Genomic DNA, 19140 nt, shown 5'->3' on the forward strand with positions numbered 1-19140 from the left:
CGTCGCGGTCCAGTCGGCGATCAGTGGCCTGCGCCGCGCCAGGCCGGGTCGATCGCGACGAGCCGGACGTCGTCGAGCCGCCCGTCGCGAGCGGTCGCCGTCATGAACGTCGCCATGGGTTGGCGGCGCCGGTCGGTCGGTGAACCCGGGTTGAGCAGGCGCAGGCCGTTCGGCGCGGTCGTGTCCCACGGGATGTGGCTGTGCCCGAAGACGAGGACGTCGACGTCGGGGAAGGCGGCCTGCATGCGCCGCTCGCGTCCGGCGGCGGCTCCGGTCTCGTGGACGACCGCGATCCGCACGCCGTCGACCTCGATCCGGGCCACCTCGGGCAGGCGGGCGCGCAGCGCGGCGCCGTCATTGTTGCCGTGGACGCCGACGAGTCGCGCCGCCCGGGCCTCGAGCGCGTCGAGGGTGGCGACGTCGACCCAGTCCCCGGCGTGGACGACCAGGTCCGCGGCATCCACCGCGGCCCAGGCCTCGGGCGGCAGGTCGCGTGCGCGCTTGGGCAGGTGCGTGTCGGCGAGCAGGACGAGGGAGGTCACCTCCTCATCCTGCCCGCCCGCGCCGGGAGCACCCCTGTCAGGCCGTCGCGTCCTGCTCGGCGCCGAAGCGCTGCCGCGCCTCGTGCGGGATGAGCGGCCGCTCGCCGCGCGCCCGGATCTGCTGCACCGCCCACGAGTTGCCGTCGGGGTCGGCGAACCCGAAGAACGTGCCGCCGTCGCGCGGGTCGATCACCTGGATCGGGCCGGCGTCGACGCCGCGCGCGACGAGTTGCGCGCGCGCCGCCTCGGCGTCGGCGACGACGAGCTGCACCCCCTTGAGCGAGCCGGGCGCCATCTCGGAATGCGCCGGGAGCGTGCCCATGACGACCGAACACCCGGACCCCGGCGGGGTGAGCTGCACGAACCGGTGCGGTCCGGCGTGCGTGTCGTGGTCGAGCTCGAAGCCGACGCGGTCGCGGTAGAACTCGATCGCGCGGTCGAGATCGCTCACGGGGACGATGACGACCTCGAGCGTCCAGTCCATGTCACACCTCCGCCGCGAGCAGGGCGTCGAGCCGGGCGAAGCCCTCGCTCACGCCGCGTTCCATGCCGGACTGCACCATGCCGTCGCGAGCCTCGAGGCTCGGGTACACCGAGTGCCCGCGCAGGCGCGTGCGCCCGTCGCCGAGGTCCTCGAACGTCATGGATTCGACGGCGACCACGTCGGCCACGCCCTCGAACTCGAAGGTCTGCACCGCGAACTCGTTCTCGCGGACCGTGTGGAACGTGCCGTTGAAGGCCCAGTCGTTGCCCTCGGGGTCGGTGTGCACGTAGCGGTACCCGCCCTGCGTCCGGTAGTCCCAGCGTTCGATGCGCATCTCGTACCCGTCGGGTCCGAGCCACTGCCGCACGAGTTCGGGGTCCCGGTGGGCGGCGAAGACCGCCGAGACGGGCGCGTCGAACACGCGCTCGATGTCGATGTACGGCAGGCCCTCGGGGGCGGTGATGGTGACGGGGTTGCGGGTCTCGGTGGTCATGACGACGACTCCTTCGTGTCGCTGCGGGCGAGCAGCGCGTCGAGCTTGCGGTACTGCTGCTCGTGGATGAGGCGATACCGGTCGATCCACTCGGTGAGCTTCTCGAGCGCGGCCGCATCGAGGTGCACGGGGCGACGCTGGGCGTCGCGGCTGCGGGTGACGAGTCCGGCGGACTCGAGGACCCGGATGTGCTTCGACACCGCCTGCACGGTGATGTCGAACGGTTCGGCGAGTTCGTTGACCGTGGCCGGTCCGCGGCTGAGCCGCGCGACCATCCGTCGGCGAACCGGGTCGGCCAGCGCCAGGAAGGCACGGTCGAGCCGGTCATCGGCGTCGGCGGCATTCATATTCAACCAATCGATTGATCAACTCATTGGTTGATAAGCTACGCCGGTCGGCGGGCGACGTCAAGCAGACGACCACGGATGCCGCGGCATCCGCCACCCCTCGCGCCGGCGCCCGCCGGCACGGCAGAATCGCACCACGCCGCGCACGCCGCGCGGCCCGCCGCAGCCACCCAGGAGGCCCCATTGTCCGTCCTGCTCACCCCGTACCTGAGCTTCCGCGACGAGGCGCGCGAGGCGATGGAGTTCTACCATTCGATCTTCGGCGGCGATCTCACGCTCAGCACCTTCGGCGACTTCGACGCCGCCGAGAATCCCGTCGAGGCCGACAAGATCATGCACGCCCACCTCGTCTCCGGCGACCTCAACCTGATGGGCGCGGACACCCCGAACGAGATGCCCTTCGAGGCGGGGACCAACTTCGCGGTGTCGCTGAGCGGCGGGCACGAGGACGAGGGACGGCTGCGGGAGTACTGGGAACGCCTGACCGATGACGGCCAGGTCACCGTCGACCTCGAGCCGACCCCGTGGGGCGACGCCTTCGGCCTCGTCGTCGACCGGTACGGCGTGCAGTGGATGGTCGCGATCGGCCGGGCGTCGGTGCCCGCGACCACCGCAACGGTGGACCGGGAGACCGCGGACGAATAGGCCCGGATCCGCGTCGCTCGGCCCGGTTATCCGTTATCGGAACGGTTCTCCTCATCTTTCGCTAGACCGTCTAGTAAAACGCTACGCTCGGATCACCGAACAGCACGACGGGCCGAACAACCGGCCCGATGACGACCGAGGGGACACGATGGGACAGCTCGCGTACGGGTTCGACGGCCACCACTACGTCATCGACGACCGCACCCTGCGCCACCTGCGCGCCGCCGTCTTCGCCAAGCTCCGCCGCCGTGAGCCGTTCGCGCTCACCCTGCGCGGCGACGCCACCGCGGGCGCCGCCGCCGAGACGCTCTGGATCGAGCCGGCCATCCCGCTCCGGTTCGTCTTCGACGCCGAGGAGTCGGGACCGCTCGACCGCGCCTGGCTGGAGCGCCTCGTCGCCGCAGCCAACTCCGCCGCCGGCATGAGCATCGAGACCGAGGCGAGCGAACCGCCGCTCGCCCTCGTCGGCTGAGACCGACCGCGCTCCGCGCGCGGAACGGGCCCCCGCACCGCCTCGGCGGTCGGGGTCCCGTTCACGTGCGCGGCCTCGGATCGGACGCTCAGTCGAACAGCTCCGACAGCCAGTTGTCCTTGCGCTTCTTGCGCGGCGCGCCCTGGTCGTAGCGGCGATCGTCGTAGCGGCGGTCGTCGTACCGGCGGTCGCCGTACCCACCGGTCGCCTGCCGCAGCAGGTCCATCGGGTTCGCCGGATAGCCCTGCTGCGGCGGAGCGGGCTGCTGCGGGGCCATCTGCGGCGCGGGCGTCGGGGGCACCGGAGCGCTCGCGCCACGGGCGAACTCCTGCCCGGCGCGCTCGATGATCTTGTCGAGCTCGCCGCGGTCGAGCCACACGCCACGGCACGTCGGGCAGTAGTCGATCTCGATCCCGCTGCGCTCGCTCATCACGAGGACGGCGCCGTCGGTGGGGCACTGCATGCTGACTCCTTCATCACGGGTGGGGCCGCGAGCCTATCGGGGCAAGCTGCGAGATCGGCGGGACCGGTCGGCTCCGACACCGGCCGCGATCACCGCGCGGAGCTCCCCTCCGCGACCTCCGCCGCGGCGGCGAGATCGTCGACGAGCCGGGCGAACGCCGCCTCGCGCACCGGGCGCTCCCGCAGCCGGAGCACGGCCGACGGATGTTCCGTGACCACCGTCGGCGCCGGGAGCGGCCGCCCCGAACGATCCTCCTCCAGCACCCGACCCCGCACCTCGCCGATGCGCACCGCCGAGCCGACGACCGCACGCGCCGCCGTCGCCCCGAGGCAGACGACGACGCGGGGCCGCACCACGTCGAACTCCGCCTCGAGCCAGGGCCGGCATGCCACGACGTGCGCGACCGCCGGCTTGGCGTGGATGCGCCGCTTGCCGCGCAGTTCGAATCGGAAGTGCTTGACGGCGTTGGTGAGGTACGCGTCGCCGCGCGGGATGCCCGCCGCGTCGAGCGCCCGGTCGAGCAGGCGACCCGCGGGCCCGACGAAGGGCTCGCCCTCGAGGTCCTCCCGGTCGCCGGGCTGCTCCCCCACGAGCATCAGGCGGGCAGCCGCCCCACCGGACGAGAACACCACCTGCGTGGCGTCGCGGTAGAGCTCGCAGCCGCGGCATCCGGGAGCGGCCGACCGGAGCGCGTCGAGATCGGCCGCGGCGGGCACCCACGCCTCGGCGCCGGGACGAACGTCCTCGGCTCCGGCGTCCGGGCGCTCCGCGGCGGGGGTCATGCGGGCGAGGCTACGACCCGCTCCCCCGGCGCCCCATCCCGTTGCCCGGGCGCGCGCCGCGTGCTACGGCCAGGGGCCCCGGAAACGGCGAACGCCGGGCGGACGATGAGTCCGGCCCGGCGTTCGGGTGCGACGCGCGATGCGCGTCGTGCGCTCAGATCGCGCGGATGTTCTCGGCCTGCGGGCCCTTCTGACCCTGGACGACCTCGAACTCCACGTTCTGGCCCTCGTCGAGCGAGCGGTAGCCGCTGCCCGTGATGGCGCTGAAGTGCGCGAAGACGTCGGCGCTGCCGTCGGAGGGGGCGATGAAGCCGAAGCCCTTCTCGGCGTTGAACCACTTGACGGTTCCGGTTGCCATGCTGTGTATTCCCTTGCTTCGAACCGGGCCGAACGGTTCGGCCCGTCACGTTCGGCCAGACGGCCGTCCGCAGTCCCCCGACGGATGTCGGTGGACGATGTCCGAGGGTGCTGCGCCGTTACGGCGGCGATCCCTCGGTCTCGGGTCATGCCTGCGGATCGTGCCGCCTCCGGGCAATCAGTCGTGACACGGGCGGGCGCCCGCAAGTTGGAGGAACCTTCAGGCTATCCCATCCTTCCTGTGCGTCCGCAATACGTTTGCGTAACGTCTCGCGGGGACCGCTCCCCATGGCCGCGCGCGGGCGCGTGGATACAGTGGACGGATGCCCGACCAGCCAGCCGATCCCGTCGTATCCGCGCCGCGACCGGCGTCGCCGCTGCGGCTCATCGCGGTCGGGGTGGTGGGCGGCCTGCTCTCCGGCGCGTTCGGCGTGGGCGGCGGGATCATCATGGTCCCCCTGCTCATCGTCCTCGCGGGATTCGACCAGCGCCGGGCCGCCGCGACCTCGCTCGCGGCCATCGTGCCGACCGCGATCGTCGGCTCGATCGCCTACTTCGCCAACGGCGAGGTCGATCTCGCCGCGGCGGGCCTCGTGGCCGTGGGCGGCATCGGCGGATCCTGGATCGGCGCCCACCTGCTCCGGCGTCTGCCGATCGGGTGGCTGCGATGGGGCTTCATCGTGCTGCTGCTCGTCGTGGCGGTGCGCCTCGTGATCGTGCCGCCGGACCGGACCGCGGACCCGGCCGAATTCGACCTCGGCATCGGCATCGCCTACGTGGGCCTCGGGTTCGTGATGGGCATCGCGGCCGGCCTGTTCGGCATCGGCGGCGGGCTCATCATGGTGCCCGCGTTCATCACGCTGTTCGGCATGGGCGACCTCCTGGCCAAGGGCACCTCGCTCGCGGCCATGATCCCCACGTCGATCTCGGGCAGCATCGCCAACATCCGCGGCCGGATGCTCGTCGCGCGCGACGGCCTCATCGTCGGCGCCGCCGCGACGCTCGCCGCGATCCCCGGGGTCGCCCTCGCGTTCCTCCTGCCGCCGACGGTCGCGGCGTGGCTGTTCGCCGCGCTGCTCGTCGCGGCATCCGTGCAGCTCTCCGTCCGCGCCATCCGTGCGGGGCGTTCGGAACGCTCGTGACCCCGGGCGACCGGGCCGCCGGCTGGCACCCCGACGAGACGGATGCCGCGCTCCTGCGCTACTGGGACGGCTCCGGGTGGACGCCGCACACCGCGCGCGCGGGCGCCGTGCGGGTCGCCCTCCCCGGCGACGTCCCCGTGGCATCCGCTGCCCCGAGCCGGCCGGAGCCGGCGCTGCACCGCACGATCCGCCTCGCGGAGGCCGTGGCCGAGCACACCACGATCCCGACGCCGCCCGCCGCGCGCCCGGTCGACGACGGTCGCGGCACAGTGCGCGTCGCGGGTCCGGCGGGCACCATCACCGCGGCGGCGGCGCTCGTCATCGCCTGCGCCGCCCTCGCGATCGCCCTGATCGGCTGACCGGCTCGGCGGCGTCAGCCGCACCAGTCGCTGCGACCGCCCGCGAGGCTCAGCACGATGCGGCCGGTGTCGACCTCCACGAGGGTCGTGATCGTGTCGGCCACCCACGGCTCGTCCTCGTAGCCGTCGTTCGGCGCGCCCACCGCGCCCGTCTCGACGGCGACGAGGGTGCCACCGGGGGCGAGGCAGTGGTCGAGCACGGCCGAGCCCTCCGCCGGCGCGAACACGACCGAGGTGCCGTCGGCGTCCGCCCGGGCGACGAGGGAGGCCTGGCCCCCGTCGGAGCCGTCGAAGATGAGCACGTTGAGCAGGTGCGCACCCGCGAGGTCGAGCGACGTCACCCGGCCCGGGTACGCCCCGTCGGGCAGGTCGGCCGGGGGCAGCTCGAGGGTCGAGGTCTCCCCGGTCGCGAGGTCGATCGTGGCGCCGCGATCGGGATCCGCGACGACCACCGTGCTGGTGCCCGGGAGGATGCCGCGCAACTCGGTGTGCGAGCCGAGCGGCGTCGACGGGCGCACGCCGGCCGCGTCGACCAGGAACATCGCGCCGTCGCGGTCGCGCACGACGAGCGACGAGGTTCCGGGAACGAACGCGTAGTCGTCCACCGACATGGGCGACCCGTCGAGTCCGAGCACGGGTTGCGGCGTCGCCGCCACCCCGTCGGCGACGTCGAGCACGTGCAGCGTCGCGAATCCGCCGGCCCCGTCCTGGACGAAGCCGAGCAGCGGGCGGGTGGTCGAGGCCTGCAGGTTGCGCACGTCGCCGGACTGCGGGAGCGCCAGGCTCGCCGGCGGGCCCTCCTGGCCGGCGGCGGCGATCCGGAGCGCGTTCGCGCCGTCGTCGAGGAGCTCGATCGCCGCGATGACGTCGCCGGCGTGGGCGAAGGACTCGATCCGCGGTGCGGCGAGCACGACCTCGGGCTCACCGCCGCCGGTCGCGACGCGGACCACCGTGTCGTCGCCGTCGGCGCGGCGCTGCAGCACGTGGAGCACCTCGTCCGCGGTGCGGAACTCGTGCCGCAGCGCCGATTCCGGTCCGCCGCCGACGGCGCGCACGCCGGCCACCTCGACGACGTAGTCCTGCGAGGGGCGCAGCGGCGCGGCGAACGCGACGCGCACCGTCCGGTCGTCGACCGAGACCGTGGCATCCGTCGCCGGGTCGACCCGCACCGCGCTCGCGTCGAGGTCGGCGACCGGCTGGTTCAGGCGGAACTCGATCGTCGTCCCCGCGAGGCGCGTCGCGTCGCCGAGGCCGGCGACCGTGTCGAACACGCGCGGCCCGCGGAGGGCGTTCGCCGCGCCCAGGCCGACGACGAGCACCGCGAGCACCGCGACGATGGCGAGCACGAGCCGCGTGAAGCGCGCCGACGCGGGCGGCGACTCGGCAGCGCCGGCGACGGGCGACTCAGAAGACATACGGCTGCTCCGGCTGCTCGGTCGGTTCGACCGTCTCGGGGACCAGCACGGGCGACGGCCCGGCGGCGGGGTCGACGTCGAGCCGGCCCTCCGCGGTGACCCAGTCGTCGGCCGCGAAGCGGTCCTGCCAGCCGGGCAGGTGCACGGGCACGCCGACGGGCTGCGCATCGACCGCGCAGCAGGTGACCGTGAACCGGGCGACGTAGAAGACGTCCTCGTCGTCGGGCGACGGCAGCACGAACCCGGTGACGGAGATCGGGTCGGCGAAGTCGGCCGGGTCGGGGTTCTGCCGCAGGATGAGGGCCCAGTCCTTGACCGTGAACGACGAGGTGTCGCCGCCGACGAGGTCGGGCGCGGCCGAATCGGGCCCGACGGCCGTGGCGTTCAGCTCGCGGTTCTCGGCGGTCGCCGTGGTCAGCGTCGCGGGCGGCAGCACGAGCAGGGCCACGGCCGTGCCGGCCACGATCGCGATGCCGGCGACCGTGCCGAGGCGACGGCGAGCGGATGCCGCGGGGCCGGCCGCGGCGGCGTCGTGGACGTGGTCGTGGCCGTGGCCGTGGCCGTGATGGTCGTCGTCGTCGTCGTCGTGGTCGTGGCCGTCGGAGCCGTCGCCCGCGGCATCCGTCGCCCGCCGTCGCAGCACCGGGATCACGGCGAACGCGGCCACCACGAAGACCACCGCGATCACGGCCATGATCACCGTGAAGAGGAAGTAGCGCGGGTGGATGTAGAAGCCCAGGCGGTTCGTCGCGGCGAGCCACAGCGTCGCGATGACGCCGATCGCGGCGAGCAGCACGCCCTGCCAGCGGCGCAGGAACTCACGCAAACGCGTTCACCCCCAACCCGATCGCGGCCGACGCGAGCGCCACCACCGCCGTGACCTGCACGAGCGTGCGGGCCGTGAACGTCGTGCGCATGAGCGCGAGCATCTTGATGTCGATCATCGGACCGAACACGAGGAACGCGATGATCGCGCCCGGCAGGAACGTCGAGCCGAACGCGAGCGCGAAGAACGCGTCGACGTTCGAGCAGATCGAGATGACGAACGCCAGCAGCATGAGGGCGACGACCGACCACACCGCGTCCTGCCCGACCGCGACGAGCACGTCGCGCGACACCGCGATCTGGATGGCGCCCGCGATCGCCGAGCCGACCATGAGCGCCGGCAGCATCGCCGAGGTCTCGTCGGCGAACATGCGGACCGCCTGCCGCGCCTTCGCCGGCGCCGCAGCGCGCCCGTGCGCACCGCCGTGCGCCGCCTGCTCGTCGGCGGCGTGCGCGCACGTGGCCTGGAAGCCGGGCGTGAGCAGGCGCATCGGATCGGGGTGCCGGCTGAAGATCCAGCCGATCAGGTTCGCGACGAGGAACCCGCCGATGATGCGCCACGCGAGGATGCCGTCCTCCCAGCCGAACGCCTGGTACGTCACCACGATCGTCACCGGGTTCAGGATGGGCGCGGCGAGCAGGAAGGTCATCGACTCGCCGACCGACAGGCCGCGGAGCATCAGGCCGCGCGCGAGCGGCACGTTGCCGCACTCGCAAACGGGAAGCAGCACGCCGAACAGCGAGACGACCGCGCGCCGCAGCCACGGCGTGCGCGGCAGGCGCCGCATCAGGAAGTCGGCCGGCAGGAACAGCTGCACCGCGATCGAGAGCACGATGCCGAGGAAGACGAACGGCAGCGACTCGATGACGACGCTGATCGCGAGCGTGATGCCGTCGCGCACGCCGTCGGAGAGCGCCTCCCCGGTCTCGGCGGGGACGAACAGGCGCACCGAGAGCAGCAGCAGCACGGCGGCGACGCCCACGCCGAACCCGACGGTGCGTCGGGTCGTGCTGGCGGGTCGCGCGGGGGCGCTCACGGGGGACGTCATCCCCTCAAGGGTAGGCAAAGCGCGAAGCGGATGCGCGCAGGGCGCGGGCGGGGCTCAGTGCTCGGGGGCGGTTCCGACGTCGTGCGCGGCGCTCCCCCGGGCGGACCGGCGGTGGGTCGCGGTCACCTCCCAGGTGCGACGCAGCGGCGCGGCGACCTCGTCGTGCAGTCGCTGCGCGAGGCGGACGAACACGAAGTCGACCATCGCGAGCTGCGCGATGCGGCTCGACATCGCGCCCATGCGGTACGCGCTCTCGCGGGCCTGCGTGGCGAGCACGTACTGCGCGGCGCGGCCCACGGGCGAGTGCGGCGAGTTCGTGATCGCGACCGTCGTCGCCCCCGCCGCGCCCGCGACCTCGAGGGCCTGGAGGGTCTCGGCGGTGAGGCCCGTGTGCGACACGGCGATCGCGACATCGCCGGGCCGCCGCAGCGCCGCGGAGACGAGCGCCACGTGCACGTCGACCGAGCACGCCGCGGAGATGCCGATGCGGGCGAGCTTCTGCTGCAGGTCCTGCGCGGTGAGGCCGGAGGCGCCGAAGCCGTACACGTCCACGTGCCGCGCGCCGGCGAGCGCGTCGACGACCGCGTCGAGCACCGTCGTGTCGAGCGCGTGCGCGGTCTGCTCGATCGCGAGCACCTCCTGGAACGCGATCTTCGAGATGACGTCGCCGACCGGGTCGTCGGGGCTGATGTCGGAGTCGGCGAGCCCGAAGCGATCCCGCTCGGCCTGCTCGCGGCTGAGGGCGCTCGCGACCTCCATGCGGAACTCGCGGTAGCCCGAGAACCCCAGGGTCTGGCAGAAGCGCGCCACGGTCGACAGCGACGTGCCGCACACGTCGGCGAGTTCGGTGATGGTGAGGTCGACCACGAGCGTCGGGTCGTCGACGACCGCCTCGGCCACCTTCGCCTCGGCGGAGCTCAGCCGCGGCAGCGCCTGCCGCACCTCGGTCAGCACGTTGGTCATCGGACTCCTCACCGGGTCTCGTCGATGATGCCGCGCAACGCAGCGCGCAGCACTCCATCCTCGCGGGCGAGTCGCTCGGTCGCGACCTCCGGCGACACCCCCGTCAGGGTCACCAGGATGGCGGGCTTCACGCGACCGTCGCACGCGGCGAGCGCGGCGGCCGCGGCATCCGCGTCGACCCCGGTCGCCAACCGGACGATGCGCTCGGCGCGCGCGCGGAGCTTCGCGTTGGTCGCGCGGACGTCGACCATGAGGTTGCCGTGCACCTTGCCGAGGCGCACCATCGCGAGGGTCGAGACGGCGTTCAGCACGAGCTTCTGGGCGGTGCCGCCCTTGAGCCGGGTCGACCCCGTGACGACCTCGGGGCCGACCACCGTCTCGATCGCGAGCTCCGCGACGCGGGCGATCTCCGAGTCGGCGTTGCACGCGAAGCCGATCGTGAGCGCGCCGGCCTCGCGGGCGTGCCGGAGCGCGCCGACGACGTAGGGCGTGCGGCCGGAGGCGGAGATGCCGACCACCGCGTCGCGCGAGGAGAGGCCGATCGCGGCGAGGTCGGCGGCACCGGCGCCGGGGTCGTCCTCGGCGTCCTCCACGGAGTGCCGGAGCGCGCGGTCGCCGCCCGCGATGAGCCCGACGACGAGCGCGGGGTCGGTGCCGAACGTCGGCGGGATCTCGCTCGCGTCGAGCACGCCCATGCGGCCGGCGGTCCCGGCGCCGACGTAGACGAGGCGGCCGCCGTCGCGGAGCCGCGGCACGATGGCGTCGACGGCGGCGGCGATCTGCGGCGCGGCCGCGCGGACCACGGCGACCGCCTCGGCGTTCGCCGCGTCGAGCACGGCGAGCTGCGCGGCCGTGTCGAGCAGGTCGAGCTCGCCGGAGTCGCCGCGGACCGCCTCGGTGGCGAGGTGCTCGAGCAGGTCGCGCAGGTCGGCGGGCGGCGTGGAGCTGGTGAGGGAGGTCATGCCTGGTCTTCCATGTTCGGGGCGGGACTCGGCTGCACGGTGAGGGCGGCGAGCCGGTGCGGTGGTGCGTCGGTGCGGTGGCGGCCGGGCGGTGCGCCGGGGCCGCGGGCGGCGGTGAGGGTGCCGAGCACGCGCGGCGTGCCGCGTCCGTGCCGGGTCAGTTCGGCGGCGATGCCGTGGCAGCGCATCCAGCCGAGCAGGCCGAACAGCAGCACCTCCTTGGCGTCGGGGTCGACGCCGCGTTCGGCGCTCGAGGTGGGGCGGATGCCGCGGGCCCCTGCGTGCGCGCCGATCCGGCGCACGAGGTCGGCGTTGTGCACGCCGCCGCCCGAGAGGACGAGGTCGGCGGTGCCGTCCGGCACGGCCGCGACGACGGTGCGCGCGGTGAGCTCGGCGAGCGTGGCGAGCAGGTCGGCGAGCGGTAGGTCCGCGGCATCCGCTCGCCTCGCCGCGGCGTCGACGACGTCGAGCGTGAACGTCTCGCGCCCGGTGGTCTTGGGCGCCGGCGCTGCGAAGTACGGGTGCGCGAGGAGCTCGCGCAGGAGCGCGTCGTGCACCGTGCCGCCCGCGGCGAGCGCACCGTCGCGGTCGTAGCCGCTCGCGCCGTCGGTGGCGCGGGCGACGGCCGCGTCGAGCAGTCCGTTGGCCGGGCCGGTGTCGAACGCCTCGACCTCGCCGTCGGGGTGCACGACCTGCACGTTGGCGATGCCGCCGAGGTTCGCGGTGGCGATGGGCCGGCCCGACTCGCGCGCCTCGGCGCCGAGCCAGGCCCGGTCGAACACGGCCATGAGGGGGGCGCCCTCGCCGCCCGCGGCGATGTCGGCCGTCCGCAGGTCGGCGACCACGGGCGCGTCCATGCGCTCGGCGATCCACGCGGGCGAGCCGAGCTGCAGCGTGCCCTGCGCGCGACCGCCGTCGACCCAGTGGTGCACGGTCTGCCCGTGCGAGACGACGAGGTCGGCCTCGCCGGCCGGGGCGACGGATGCCGCGGCGTCGGCGAACGCGCGACCGAGCTCGGTGTCGAGGCGGCACCACTCCGCGCCCGTGAGGGCGGCACCGTGCACCACGTCGAGCACCCGGTCGCGCAGCCCGTCGGGCCAGGCTACGGTCCGGGTGCGGACGGGCGCCAGGCCGAGGTGCACGCCGGCATCCGCGTCGGCGCGGTGCTCGACGTCGACCAGGGCGACGTCGATGCCGTCGGCCGACGTGCCGGACTGGAGCGCGAGGATCCTCATCGGCCGGCTCCGGACGCGAGCGGGACGCCGGCCGTAGGCTGCGCCGGCGTCGTGCCGGCTTCGAGCCGCTCGCGGACGGCGATGGCGGCGAGCCGGCTCGCGGCGCGCGCGTGGACGACGGGCAGGGCGGGCGCGTCGGTGCCGGCCGCGATGTCGGGCGCACCGTCGGCGGCGCCGACGTTGACGACGACCGCGTCGGGCCGCACGCGTGCGACGGCGACGACGAGGGCCGCCTGCGGGGGGTCGGCGAGCCGGTCGACGAGCACGACGACGCCGCAGCCGTCGGCCGTGGGATGGTCGGCGGCCTCGACCGCGGCGACGAGGGCGCGGCCGCGGTCCTCGGCCGGGTCGACGCGGTGCACGGGCCCGCCGGCGGCGAGCACCGACGCGACCGCATCGAGCGCGGCGTCGACCGCGAGCGTCGCCCGGCGCCGCACGTCGAGCACGACCGCGGGCCCGTCGACGGGCGGCACCGGCCGGGTGACGTCGATCGCGGCGCGGGCCAGTTCCAGGGCCGCACCGGGGCCGAGTCGCGGGGCCTGGCCGGCGGTCGCCGCGACGGCCGCGGCATCGGCGGCGGCGCGGGCGTGGTCGGCGAGCGCGCGCACGCGCCGGCCCGCCTCCTCGAGGCGTGCCACGGGCAGGGTTCTGTCGTCGACGGCGTCGAGCAGCGCCCGGCGCACCTCGGCGAGCACGGCGACGTCGGCGTCCGGGGCGGGCGCGCCGCCCCACGGGTTCGCCGGGTTGCCGAGGCAGAGCAGGTCGGCGCCGGCGAGGAGCGCGCGCACGGCGCCGACGCCCGTGCCCACGGTCTCGCGGATCGCGGCCATGTCGAGCGCGTCCGTGATCACGGCGCCGTCGAACCCGAGTCCGCGGAGGCGACCGAGCGCGACGGGGTTCATGGTGGCGGGTTCGGCGCCCCAGGACGGCACGACGAGGTGCGCGGTCATGACGGCCGGCACGCCCGCGGCGATCGCGGCCCGGAACGCCTCGAGGTGGATCCGCTCGAGCTCGCGCTCCGGCATCCCGAGCACGGGCAGGCCGTGGTGCGAGTCGACGTGCGTGTCGCCGTGGCCGGGCCAGTGCTTGGCGCACGCGGCGGCGCCGCCCGAGCGGATGCCGCGCACGAGTGCGGCGGCGTGGCGCGACACGAGCCCGGCGTCGTCGCCGAACGAGCGCACGCCGATCACCGGGTTGCGCGGGTCGACGTTGACGTCGGCGTCGGGGGCGAGCACCACGTTGGCGCCGACCGCGGCGACCCGCCGCGCGAGCTCGGCTCCGACCGTCTCGGTCGCGGCCAGGTCGTCCACGCGCCCGAGCTGGGCGGCACCGGGCAGCGTCGAGCCGGAGGCGGACTCGAGTCGGGTGACGTTGCCGCCCTCCTCGTCGACGCCGACGAGCACGTCGTCGCGCCGGTCGTGGAGGTCGTGCGCGAGCGCCGCGCGCTCGTCGTCGCCGCCCAGGTTGTGCGCGAAGAGCACCGCGCCGGCGAGTCCGCCGTCGAGGTCGCGGCGCAGCCAGTCGGGGACGGCCGTGCCGAGGAACCCCGGCCACAGCACGCCGTCGACGAGGGTGCGGACGGCGGGATCGGCGGAGCGCGTCATCCCTTCACCGCCCCCGCGACGAGGCCCGAGGCGAGCTTGCGCTGCACGAGGACGAAGAACACCATCACGGGCACGGTGATGATCGTCGACGCCGCCATGATGGCGCCCCAGTCGTTGGAGTGCTCGCCGAAGAACTGCTTGAGGCCGATCGCGACCGTGTAGTTCTCGGTCGCGCCGCCGAGCAGCGTCATGGCGAAGATGAACTCGTTCCACGCGGTGATGAACGAGAACACCGAGGTGGCGACGAGGCCGGGCATCACGAGCGGGAGCAGCACCGAGCGGAACATGCGGCCCCAGCTCGCGCCGTCGAGGTAGGCGGCCTCCTCGAGCTCCTTCGGCACGGCGGCGACGAATCCGCGCAGCATCCAGATGCCGAACGGCAGCGACAGGGCGACGTAGACGATGATCAGGCCGAGCAGCGTGTTCAGCATCTGCAGGTCGCGCACCTGCACGAACAGCGGGATGACGAGCGCCTCGAGCGGCACCATCTGCACGATGAGGATCATCAGCAGCATCGCCGTGCGGAACCGGAACCGGAATCGCGCGACGGCGACCGAGGCGAGCAGCGCCAGCACGGCCGAGGCGAGCACGGTCACGAGCGCGACCGTGGCCGAGTTGCGCAGGAACACGTCGAACCCGCCCTCGGTGAGCACGTACTCGAAGTTCTCGAGCGAGAACTCCTGCGGCAGCAGGCCCTTGCCGGCCGAGCCCGCGCGCGCGTCGAACGCGCTCGAGAGCATCCAGAACGCCGGGAACAGCGTGAAGGCGAGCAGCAGGGCGACGAGGACCGCCTTGAACGCGGCGAGTCGGGTGCGTCGGGTCACAGTTCCTCGTCCTCCTTCAGCAGGGTGCGCACGTAGACGACCGTGATCGCGAGCAGCACGAGCGTGAGCAGCACGGCGATCGCCGAGCCGAATCCGTAGCGGTTCTGCCCGAACGACTCGACGTACGACCACACGCCGAGGTTCAGCGCCTCGCGGTTGGTGCCGGCGCCGCCGGGCATGAGGTAGACCTGCGCGAACACCTTGAAGTCCCAGATGGTGGACAGGATGATGACCACGGCGAAGACCTGGCGCAGGCTCGGCACGATGATCGAGAAGAACCGGCGCCAGGGTCCGGCCCCGTCGACCTCGGCGGCCTCGAGCATCTCCTTCGGCACGCCGAGCAGGCCCGCGAGGATGGTGATGGCCACGAACGGGAAGCCGTGGTGGATGACGTTGAGGAGCACGATCCCGTAGAAGGTCCACCGGTTGGTGAACCAGTTCACCGGGTCGTCCTGCAGGCCGAGCGCCTGCAGCGTGCTGTTGACGATGCCGCGGTCGGCGTCGAAGATCCAGATCCAGACGTAGGTGCCGGTCACGGCGGGCATGGCCCAGGCGACCATGATGGCGCTGCCGACGATGGTGCGCCAGAGCGGGCCGAGCGAGGCCATGAGCACGGCGACGCCGGTGCCGAGGGCGACGGTGCCGGCCACGGCGAGCACCGCGAAGCCGACCGTGTTCGGGAGCACGACGGTGTAGAGCGTCGGATCGGTGAACACCTCGCCGTAGTTGGCGAGTCCGATCCAGTTGGGCTCGCCCGAGACGATCTCGCGGAGCCCGTAGTCCTGCAGGGAGAAGAGCACGACGCGCACGAGCGGCCAGAGCAGCAGCACGGCGAGCACCGCGAGTGCGGGTCCGAGCAGCAGCCACGGGCGGGCGGCGACGAGCGGATGCCGCCGGCGCCGGACGGGGCGCGTCGGCCCGCCGGCCGCGGCGGGGGCCGGAGCCCCCGACGCGACCGGCGGACGGTTGACCAGATCGACCACGTCGTCAGTCGCCGTTCATGATCGAGTTCATCTCCGCGGCGGCGTCGGCCGTCGCCTGCTCGACCGTCTTCTGCCCGGAGAGGATCGCCTGGATGGCGGTGTTCGTGGTCTTCTTCGCCTGCACGGCCCCGTACTTCGGGGTGACCGGCACCGAGGCGCCGCCCTCGACGAGCTGCGTGGCGAACGGGGCGACGAGCGGGTCGTCGCTGGCCATGGTGTCCTCGAGCAGCGAGGCCTGGCCCGGGAAGTAGCCCGACTGCGAGCCCCACTTCTCGGCGAACTCGCCCGTGGTCATGAGCTTGACGAACTCCCACGCGAGGTCGGTGTCCTCGGCGGTGTTGAAGACCGACAGGTGCGAGCCGCCGAGCACGGACGGGGCGATGCCGCCGTCCTTGCCGGGGATCGGCGCCGCCGCGAACTTGCCCTCGAGGTCGGGGTTCTTCTCGACGATCGCGGACGGGGTCCACGAGCCCATGAGCGCCATGGCGACGTCGCCCGCGGCGAACGAGTCGAGGACCTCGGTCTCCTTCCACGTGGTCGCACCGGCCGACGAGAAGCCGTGCTCGGTCGCGAGGCCGGTGTAGAAGCCGATGCCCTCCTGCGCCTCGGGGCTGTCGAGGCCGGAGACCCACTCGTCGCCGTCCTGCTCGGCGACCTCGCCGCCGGCGCCCCAGACCCACGGGTAGACGGGGAACTCGGCGTCGCCGGGCACGGCGAACGCGATCATCTCGGGCTTGGCGGCCTTGATCGCCTCGCCGGCGGCGACGATGTCGTCCCAGCTCTCGGGCGCATCGAGTCCGAGCTCCTCGAACACGTCGGCGCGGTACACGAGCGAGCGCACGCCGGCGTACCAGGGCATGCCGTAGAGCTCCTCCTCGTAGGTGCCCGACTCGACGAGGCCCTCGACGAGGTCGCCGCGGAGGTCCTCGCCGTCGACGTACTCGCCGATCGGCGCGAGGGCGCCGGCGTCGGCGAACTCGGCGGTCCAGGTGGTGCCCGTCTCGGCGACGTCGGGCGTGGTGCCGCCGGCGATCGACGTGACGAAGCGGTCGTGGGCGTCGGCCCACTGCACGAACTCGACGTTGAGCTCCGCGCCGGTCTCCTCGGTGAACGCGGCGGAGACCTCCTCGAAGAACTCCTCGGAGTTGGGGTTGGTCCCCTGCATGATCCAGACGTCGAGGGTCTTGCCCTCGCCGTTCGCGCCGCCGTCCTCGGATCCGCCGGCGCACGCGGAGAGGGCCAGCGCCGCGGTCAGGCCGAGCGCGGCGATGGGTAGGGCTCGCTGCTTCATATGATGTCGACTCCTCGTTGAATGCATCGTCGGTGGGCTCCCCACCGTCCTGGGCTGGAAGTAGTATTCGGGAATGCGCACAGGTTTGCAAGTTTTTTCCAAAGCGGATGCCGCGGGTCCGCTTCTCGGTCGGCGGCCGCGATGAGCACGGTCCTCGCCATCGACGTCGGGGGCACCGGCGCCCGCCTCCGCCTCGCGCCCGCGCGGTCCGAGGAGCCCGCCGGCGCTGACGACGTCCGGACCCTCACCGCCGACGGCGCTCGCGTGGGCCGGACGGGCTCGGATGTCGCGGCGGTCGTCGTCGAGCTGGTGCGCCGCGCCCGCGACCGCTGGCCCGCCGACCCGCCCGCGGCCGTCGGCGTCGGTGCGACGGGACTCGCCTCGCTGGTCGACGACCACGACGGACTCCTGCGCGACCTCGTCGCCGCCTCGGGCTGTGCGCGCGTCGCCGTCGCCGCCGACGCGGTGACCGCCCACCTCGGGGCGCTCGGCGGCGAGCCGGGCGCGGTGATCGCCGTCGGCACGGGCGCCATCGCCCTCGGCACGGACCTCGACCGGCGGTGGATCCGCGTCGGCGGCTGGGGCCACCTCTACGACGACCGCGGCTCCGGCGCCTGGATCGGCATCGCCGCACTGCAGGCCGCGATCCGCGCCCACGACGGCGTGGGTGGGGCGGGTCGCGCGCTGCTGGCCGCCGCGACCGACCGGCTCGGCGCGCCGCCCACGTGGACGCGCCTGCTCACCCTCGACGACCGCGCCGGCGTGCTGGCCTCGCTCGCCCCGGACGTCGTCGCCCTCGCCGACGCCGGCGATCCCGCGGCATCCGGCATCGTGCATCGCGCCGGGCAACTCGCCGCGGAGAGCCTGGCCGCCGCCCTCGTCGACGGCATCCCCCGCGTCGCCGCCGCGACGGGCGGCCTCACCGCCGCGCCGCGATACGCCGAGGCGCTCGCGGCGGAGTTCGCCCGCCTCGCGCCCGACGCCGACCTCCGGCCGTCCCGCGGGGCCCCGCTCGACGGCGCGGTCGAGCTCGCGCGTCGCGCCGCCGCGGGCCGCGCACCCGCGACCCTGCCCGGCCTGCTCTGGAGCACCGCACCCGCCGCAGGCGGATGAGGCGCACTCCCCCGTCCGCGGCATCCTGCGCCAGCATGGTGGCATGACCGCCCTCGGCAGCCCGAGCCTCGAGCCCGACCCCGCCCACCCGGGGCTGCGCTTCCGCCGCCCGGAGGAGCGCGACCATGCGCGCGTGGTCGGCGTCATCCCCGCGTGGTGGGCCCTGCCCGGCACCGCGAACCTCGGCCTGCTCCTGCCGCGCCTCTTCCTGCAGCACTTCGCGGACACCTCGACGGTCGTCGAGGACGGCGACGGCGACCTCGCGGCCTTCCTCATCGGCTTCCGCTCGGCGTCCCAGCCGGGGGTCGCCTACATCCACTTCATCGGGGTGCGGCCCGACCTGCGCGCGACGGGGCTCGCACGCACGCTCTACGAGCGCTTCTTCGCGGCGATGCGGGCGAGCGGATGCCACCGCGTCGGCGCGATCACCGGCCCCGGCAATGCGGCGTCGCAGCGGTTCCACCGCGCCATGGGCTTCGACTCCTCCGGCGACACCGAGATCGAGGGCGTGCTCGCCTGGCGCGACTACGACGGCCCGGGCGAGCACCGGGTGGTGTTCACGCGGCCGCTCTGACGCGGCATCCGCCCTGCACGCCTTCGAGAACGCTGTGAGGATGTCGCAACCGAACCCGATCAGGATGCATGAAGTCGCCTTCATGTGTTTCCATGTTCTCGGAGGGGAGTAGTCCCCGCAGGGTGCGTCGTCACTCCGAGTCCGCCACCGGGCTCCGGCGCACCCGGGCCGCACGGCCCCGGCTCCGGCCGGGCGGCGCGCGACGCTCGGACGAGA

23 protein-coding genes are annotated in these 19140 nt (G+C 74.0%); 6 read left to right on the top strand and 17 right to left on the bottom strand.

Features of this window, described 5'->3' with window-relative positions:
* Positions 1-20: 20 nt before the first annotated feature.
* The 4 genes from M1L56_RS07375 to M1L56_RS07390 are packed head-to-tail and all read right to left on the bottom strand — an operon-like array spanning position 21 to position 1866.
* Complete coding sequence (locus tag M1L56_RS07375) at positions 21-542, bottom strand: metallophosphoesterase (protein WP_248598722.1); 522 nt, start codon at positions 540-542, stop codon at positions 21-23.
* A gap of 37 nt (positions 543-579) precedes the next feature.
* The gene (locus tag M1L56_RS07380) at positions 580-1026 is read right to left on the bottom strand and encodes a VOC family protein (protein ID WP_248598723.1); all 447 of its coding nucleotides are present in this window, start codon (positions 1024-1026) and stop codon (positions 580-582) included.
* Between the two features lies 1 nt (position 1027).
* A complete protein-coding gene (locus tag M1L56_RS07385; protein WP_248598724.1) occupies positions 1028-1519 on the bottom strand; it encodes an SRPBCC family protein in 492 nt (163 codons plus the stop codon).
* A complete protein-coding gene (locus M1L56_RS07390) occupies positions 1516-1866 on the bottom strand; it encodes a helix-turn-helix transcriptional regulator (RefSeq protein ID WP_067944955.1) in 351 nt (116 codons plus the stop codon). Before M1L56_RS07390 ends, M1L56_RS07385 begins: the two co-directional genes overlap by 4 nt.
* A gap of 183 nt (positions 1867-2049) precedes the next feature.
* Between M1L56_RS07390 and M1L56_RS07395 the strand changes: the two genes are divergently transcribed.
* Both M1L56_RS07395 and M1L56_RS07400 read left to right on the top strand, forming a co-directional pair.
* Complete coding sequence (locus M1L56_RS07395) at positions 2050-2511, top strand: VOC family protein (protein ID WP_248598725.1); 462 nt, start codon at positions 2050-2052, stop codon at positions 2509-2511.
* A 148-nt stretch (positions 2512-2659) separates the two neighbouring features.
* On the top strand, positions 2660-2983 hold the full coding sequence (locus M1L56_RS07400) for a hypothetical protein (RefSeq protein WP_067944959.1): 324 nt from the start codon (positions 2660-2662) through the stop codon (positions 2981-2983).
* Positions 2984-3071: 88 nt separating this feature from the next.
* Here the strand turns inward: M1L56_RS07400 and M1L56_RS07405 are convergent, their stop codons facing one another.
* The 3 genes from M1L56_RS07405 to M1L56_RS07415 form a co-directional block, all read right to left on the bottom strand.
* The gene (locus M1L56_RS07405) at positions 3072-3446 is read right to left on the bottom strand and encodes a zf-TFIIB domain-containing protein (protein ID WP_248598726.1); all 375 of its coding nucleotides are present in this window, start codon (positions 3444-3446) and stop codon (positions 3072-3074) included.
* A gap of 89 nt (positions 3447-3535) precedes the next feature.
* Positions 3536-4228 carry a UdgX family uracil-DNA binding protein gene (locus tag M1L56_RS07410; protein WP_248598727.1) on the bottom strand — a complete coding sequence of 231 codons (693 nt, stop codon included), beginning with the start codon at positions 4226-4228 and terminating at the stop codon, positions 3536-3538.
* A gap of 154 nt (positions 4229-4382) precedes the next feature.
* Positions 4383-4586, bottom strand: a complete 204-nt coding sequence (locus tag M1L56_RS07415; RefSeq protein WP_067944966.1) for a cold-shock protein — start codon at positions 4584-4586, stop codon at positions 4383-4385.
* A 322-nt stretch (positions 4587-4908) separates the two neighbouring features.
* Here M1L56_RS07415 and M1L56_RS07420 point away from each other — a divergent pair, with 322 nt between their 5' ends.
* Both M1L56_RS07420 and M1L56_RS07425 read left to right on the top strand, forming a co-directional pair.
* Complete coding sequence (locus tag M1L56_RS07420; RefSeq protein ID WP_248598728.1) at positions 4909-5727, top strand: sulfite exporter TauE/SafE family protein; 819 nt, start codon at positions 4909-4911, stop codon at positions 5725-5727.
* Positions 5724-6086, top strand: a complete 363-nt coding sequence (locus M1L56_RS07425; RefSeq protein ID WP_248598729.1) for a DUF2510 domain-containing protein — start codon at positions 5724-5726, stop codon at positions 6084-6086. The genes M1L56_RS07420 and M1L56_RS07425 overlap by 4 nt, the downstream gene beginning before the upstream one ends.
* 14 nt (positions 6087-6100) lie before the next feature.
* On the opposite strand, the gene M1L56_RS07430 is transcribed toward M1L56_RS07425, so the two are convergent.
* The 10 genes from M1L56_RS07430 to M1L56_RS07475 are packed head-to-tail and all read right to left on the bottom strand — an operon-like array spanning position 6101 to position 17237.
* Positions 6101-7501, bottom strand: coding sequence for a hypothetical protein (locus M1L56_RS07430; RefSeq protein WP_248598730.1), 1401 nt, complete (start codon positions 7499-7501; stop codon positions 6101-6103).
* A complete protein-coding gene (locus M1L56_RS07435; protein ID WP_248598731.1) occupies positions 7491-8327 on the bottom strand; it encodes a TIGR03943 family protein in 837 nt (278 codons plus the stop codon). Before M1L56_RS07435 ends, M1L56_RS07430 begins: the two co-directional genes overlap by 11 nt.
* On the bottom strand, positions 8320-9375 hold the full coding sequence (locus M1L56_RS07440; RefSeq protein ID WP_248598732.1) for a permease: 1056 nt from the start codon (positions 9373-9375) through the stop codon (positions 8320-8322). Before M1L56_RS07440 ends, M1L56_RS07435 begins: the two co-directional genes overlap by 8 nt.
* A gap of 54 nt (positions 9376-9429) precedes the next feature.
* Positions 9430-10338 (bottom strand): MurR/RpiR family transcriptional regulator, encoded by a 909-nt coding sequence (locus M1L56_RS07445; protein ID WP_067944977.1) that lies wholly within the window; start codon positions 10336-10338, stop codon positions 9430-9432.
* 8 nt (positions 10339-10346) lie between these two features.
* Positions 10347-11300, bottom strand: coding sequence for an N-acetylmuramic acid 6-phosphate etherase (gene murQ, locus M1L56_RS07450; protein ID WP_248598733.1), 954 nt, complete (start codon positions 11298-11300; stop codon positions 10347-10349).
* Positions 11297-12535 carry an anhydro-N-acetylmuramic acid kinase gene (locus M1L56_RS07455; RefSeq protein ID WP_248598734.1) on the bottom strand — a complete coding sequence of 413 codons (1239 nt, stop codon included), beginning with the start codon at positions 12533-12535 and terminating at the stop codon, positions 11297-11299. The genes murQ and M1L56_RS07455 overlap by 4 nt, the downstream gene beginning before the upstream one ends.
* The gene (locus tag M1L56_RS07460; protein WP_248598735.1) at positions 12532-14139 is read right to left on the bottom strand and encodes a glycoside hydrolase family 3 protein; all 1608 of its coding nucleotides are present in this window, start codon (positions 14137-14139) and stop codon (positions 12532-12534) included. The genes M1L56_RS07455 and M1L56_RS07460 overlap by 4 nt, the downstream gene beginning before the upstream one ends.
* A complete protein-coding gene (locus M1L56_RS07465) occupies positions 14136-14963 on the bottom strand; it encodes a carbohydrate ABC transporter permease (RefSeq protein WP_248598736.1) in 828 nt (275 codons plus the stop codon). Before M1L56_RS07465 ends, M1L56_RS07460 begins: the two co-directional genes overlap by 4 nt.
* A complete protein-coding gene (locus M1L56_RS07470; protein ID WP_248598737.1) occupies positions 14960-15946 on the bottom strand; it encodes a carbohydrate ABC transporter permease in 987 nt (328 codons plus the stop codon). The genes M1L56_RS07465 and M1L56_RS07470 overlap by 4 nt, the downstream gene beginning before the upstream one ends.
* A 4-nt stretch (positions 15947-15950) precedes the next feature.
* Complete coding sequence (locus tag M1L56_RS07475; protein WP_248598738.1) at positions 15951-17237, bottom strand: sugar ABC transporter substrate-binding protein; 1287 nt, start codon at positions 17235-17237, stop codon at positions 15951-15953.
* A 141-nt stretch (positions 17238-17378) separates the two neighbouring features.
* Here M1L56_RS07475 and M1L56_RS07480 point away from each other — a divergent pair, with 141 nt between their 5' ends.
* Together M1L56_RS07480 and M1L56_RS07485 are read left to right on the top strand one after the other, a co-directional pair.
* Entirely contained in the window at positions 17379-18350 is a 972-nt protein-coding gene (locus M1L56_RS07480) for a BadF/BadG/BcrA/BcrD ATPase family protein (RefSeq protein ID WP_248598739.1), read from the top strand.
* 43 nt (positions 18351-18393) lie between these two features.
* Positions 18394-18924 (top strand): GNAT family N-acetyltransferase, encoded by a 531-nt coding sequence (locus tag M1L56_RS07485; RefSeq protein WP_248598740.1) that lies wholly within the window; start codon positions 18394-18396, stop codon positions 18922-18924.
* Positions 18925-19140: the final 216 nt, after the last annotated feature.

Source organism: Agromyces sp. C10, from assembly GCF_023217995.1.
Taxonomy (GTDB): domain Bacteria; phylum Actinomycetota; class Actinomycetes; order Actinomycetales; family Microbacteriaceae; genus Agromyces; species Agromyces indicus.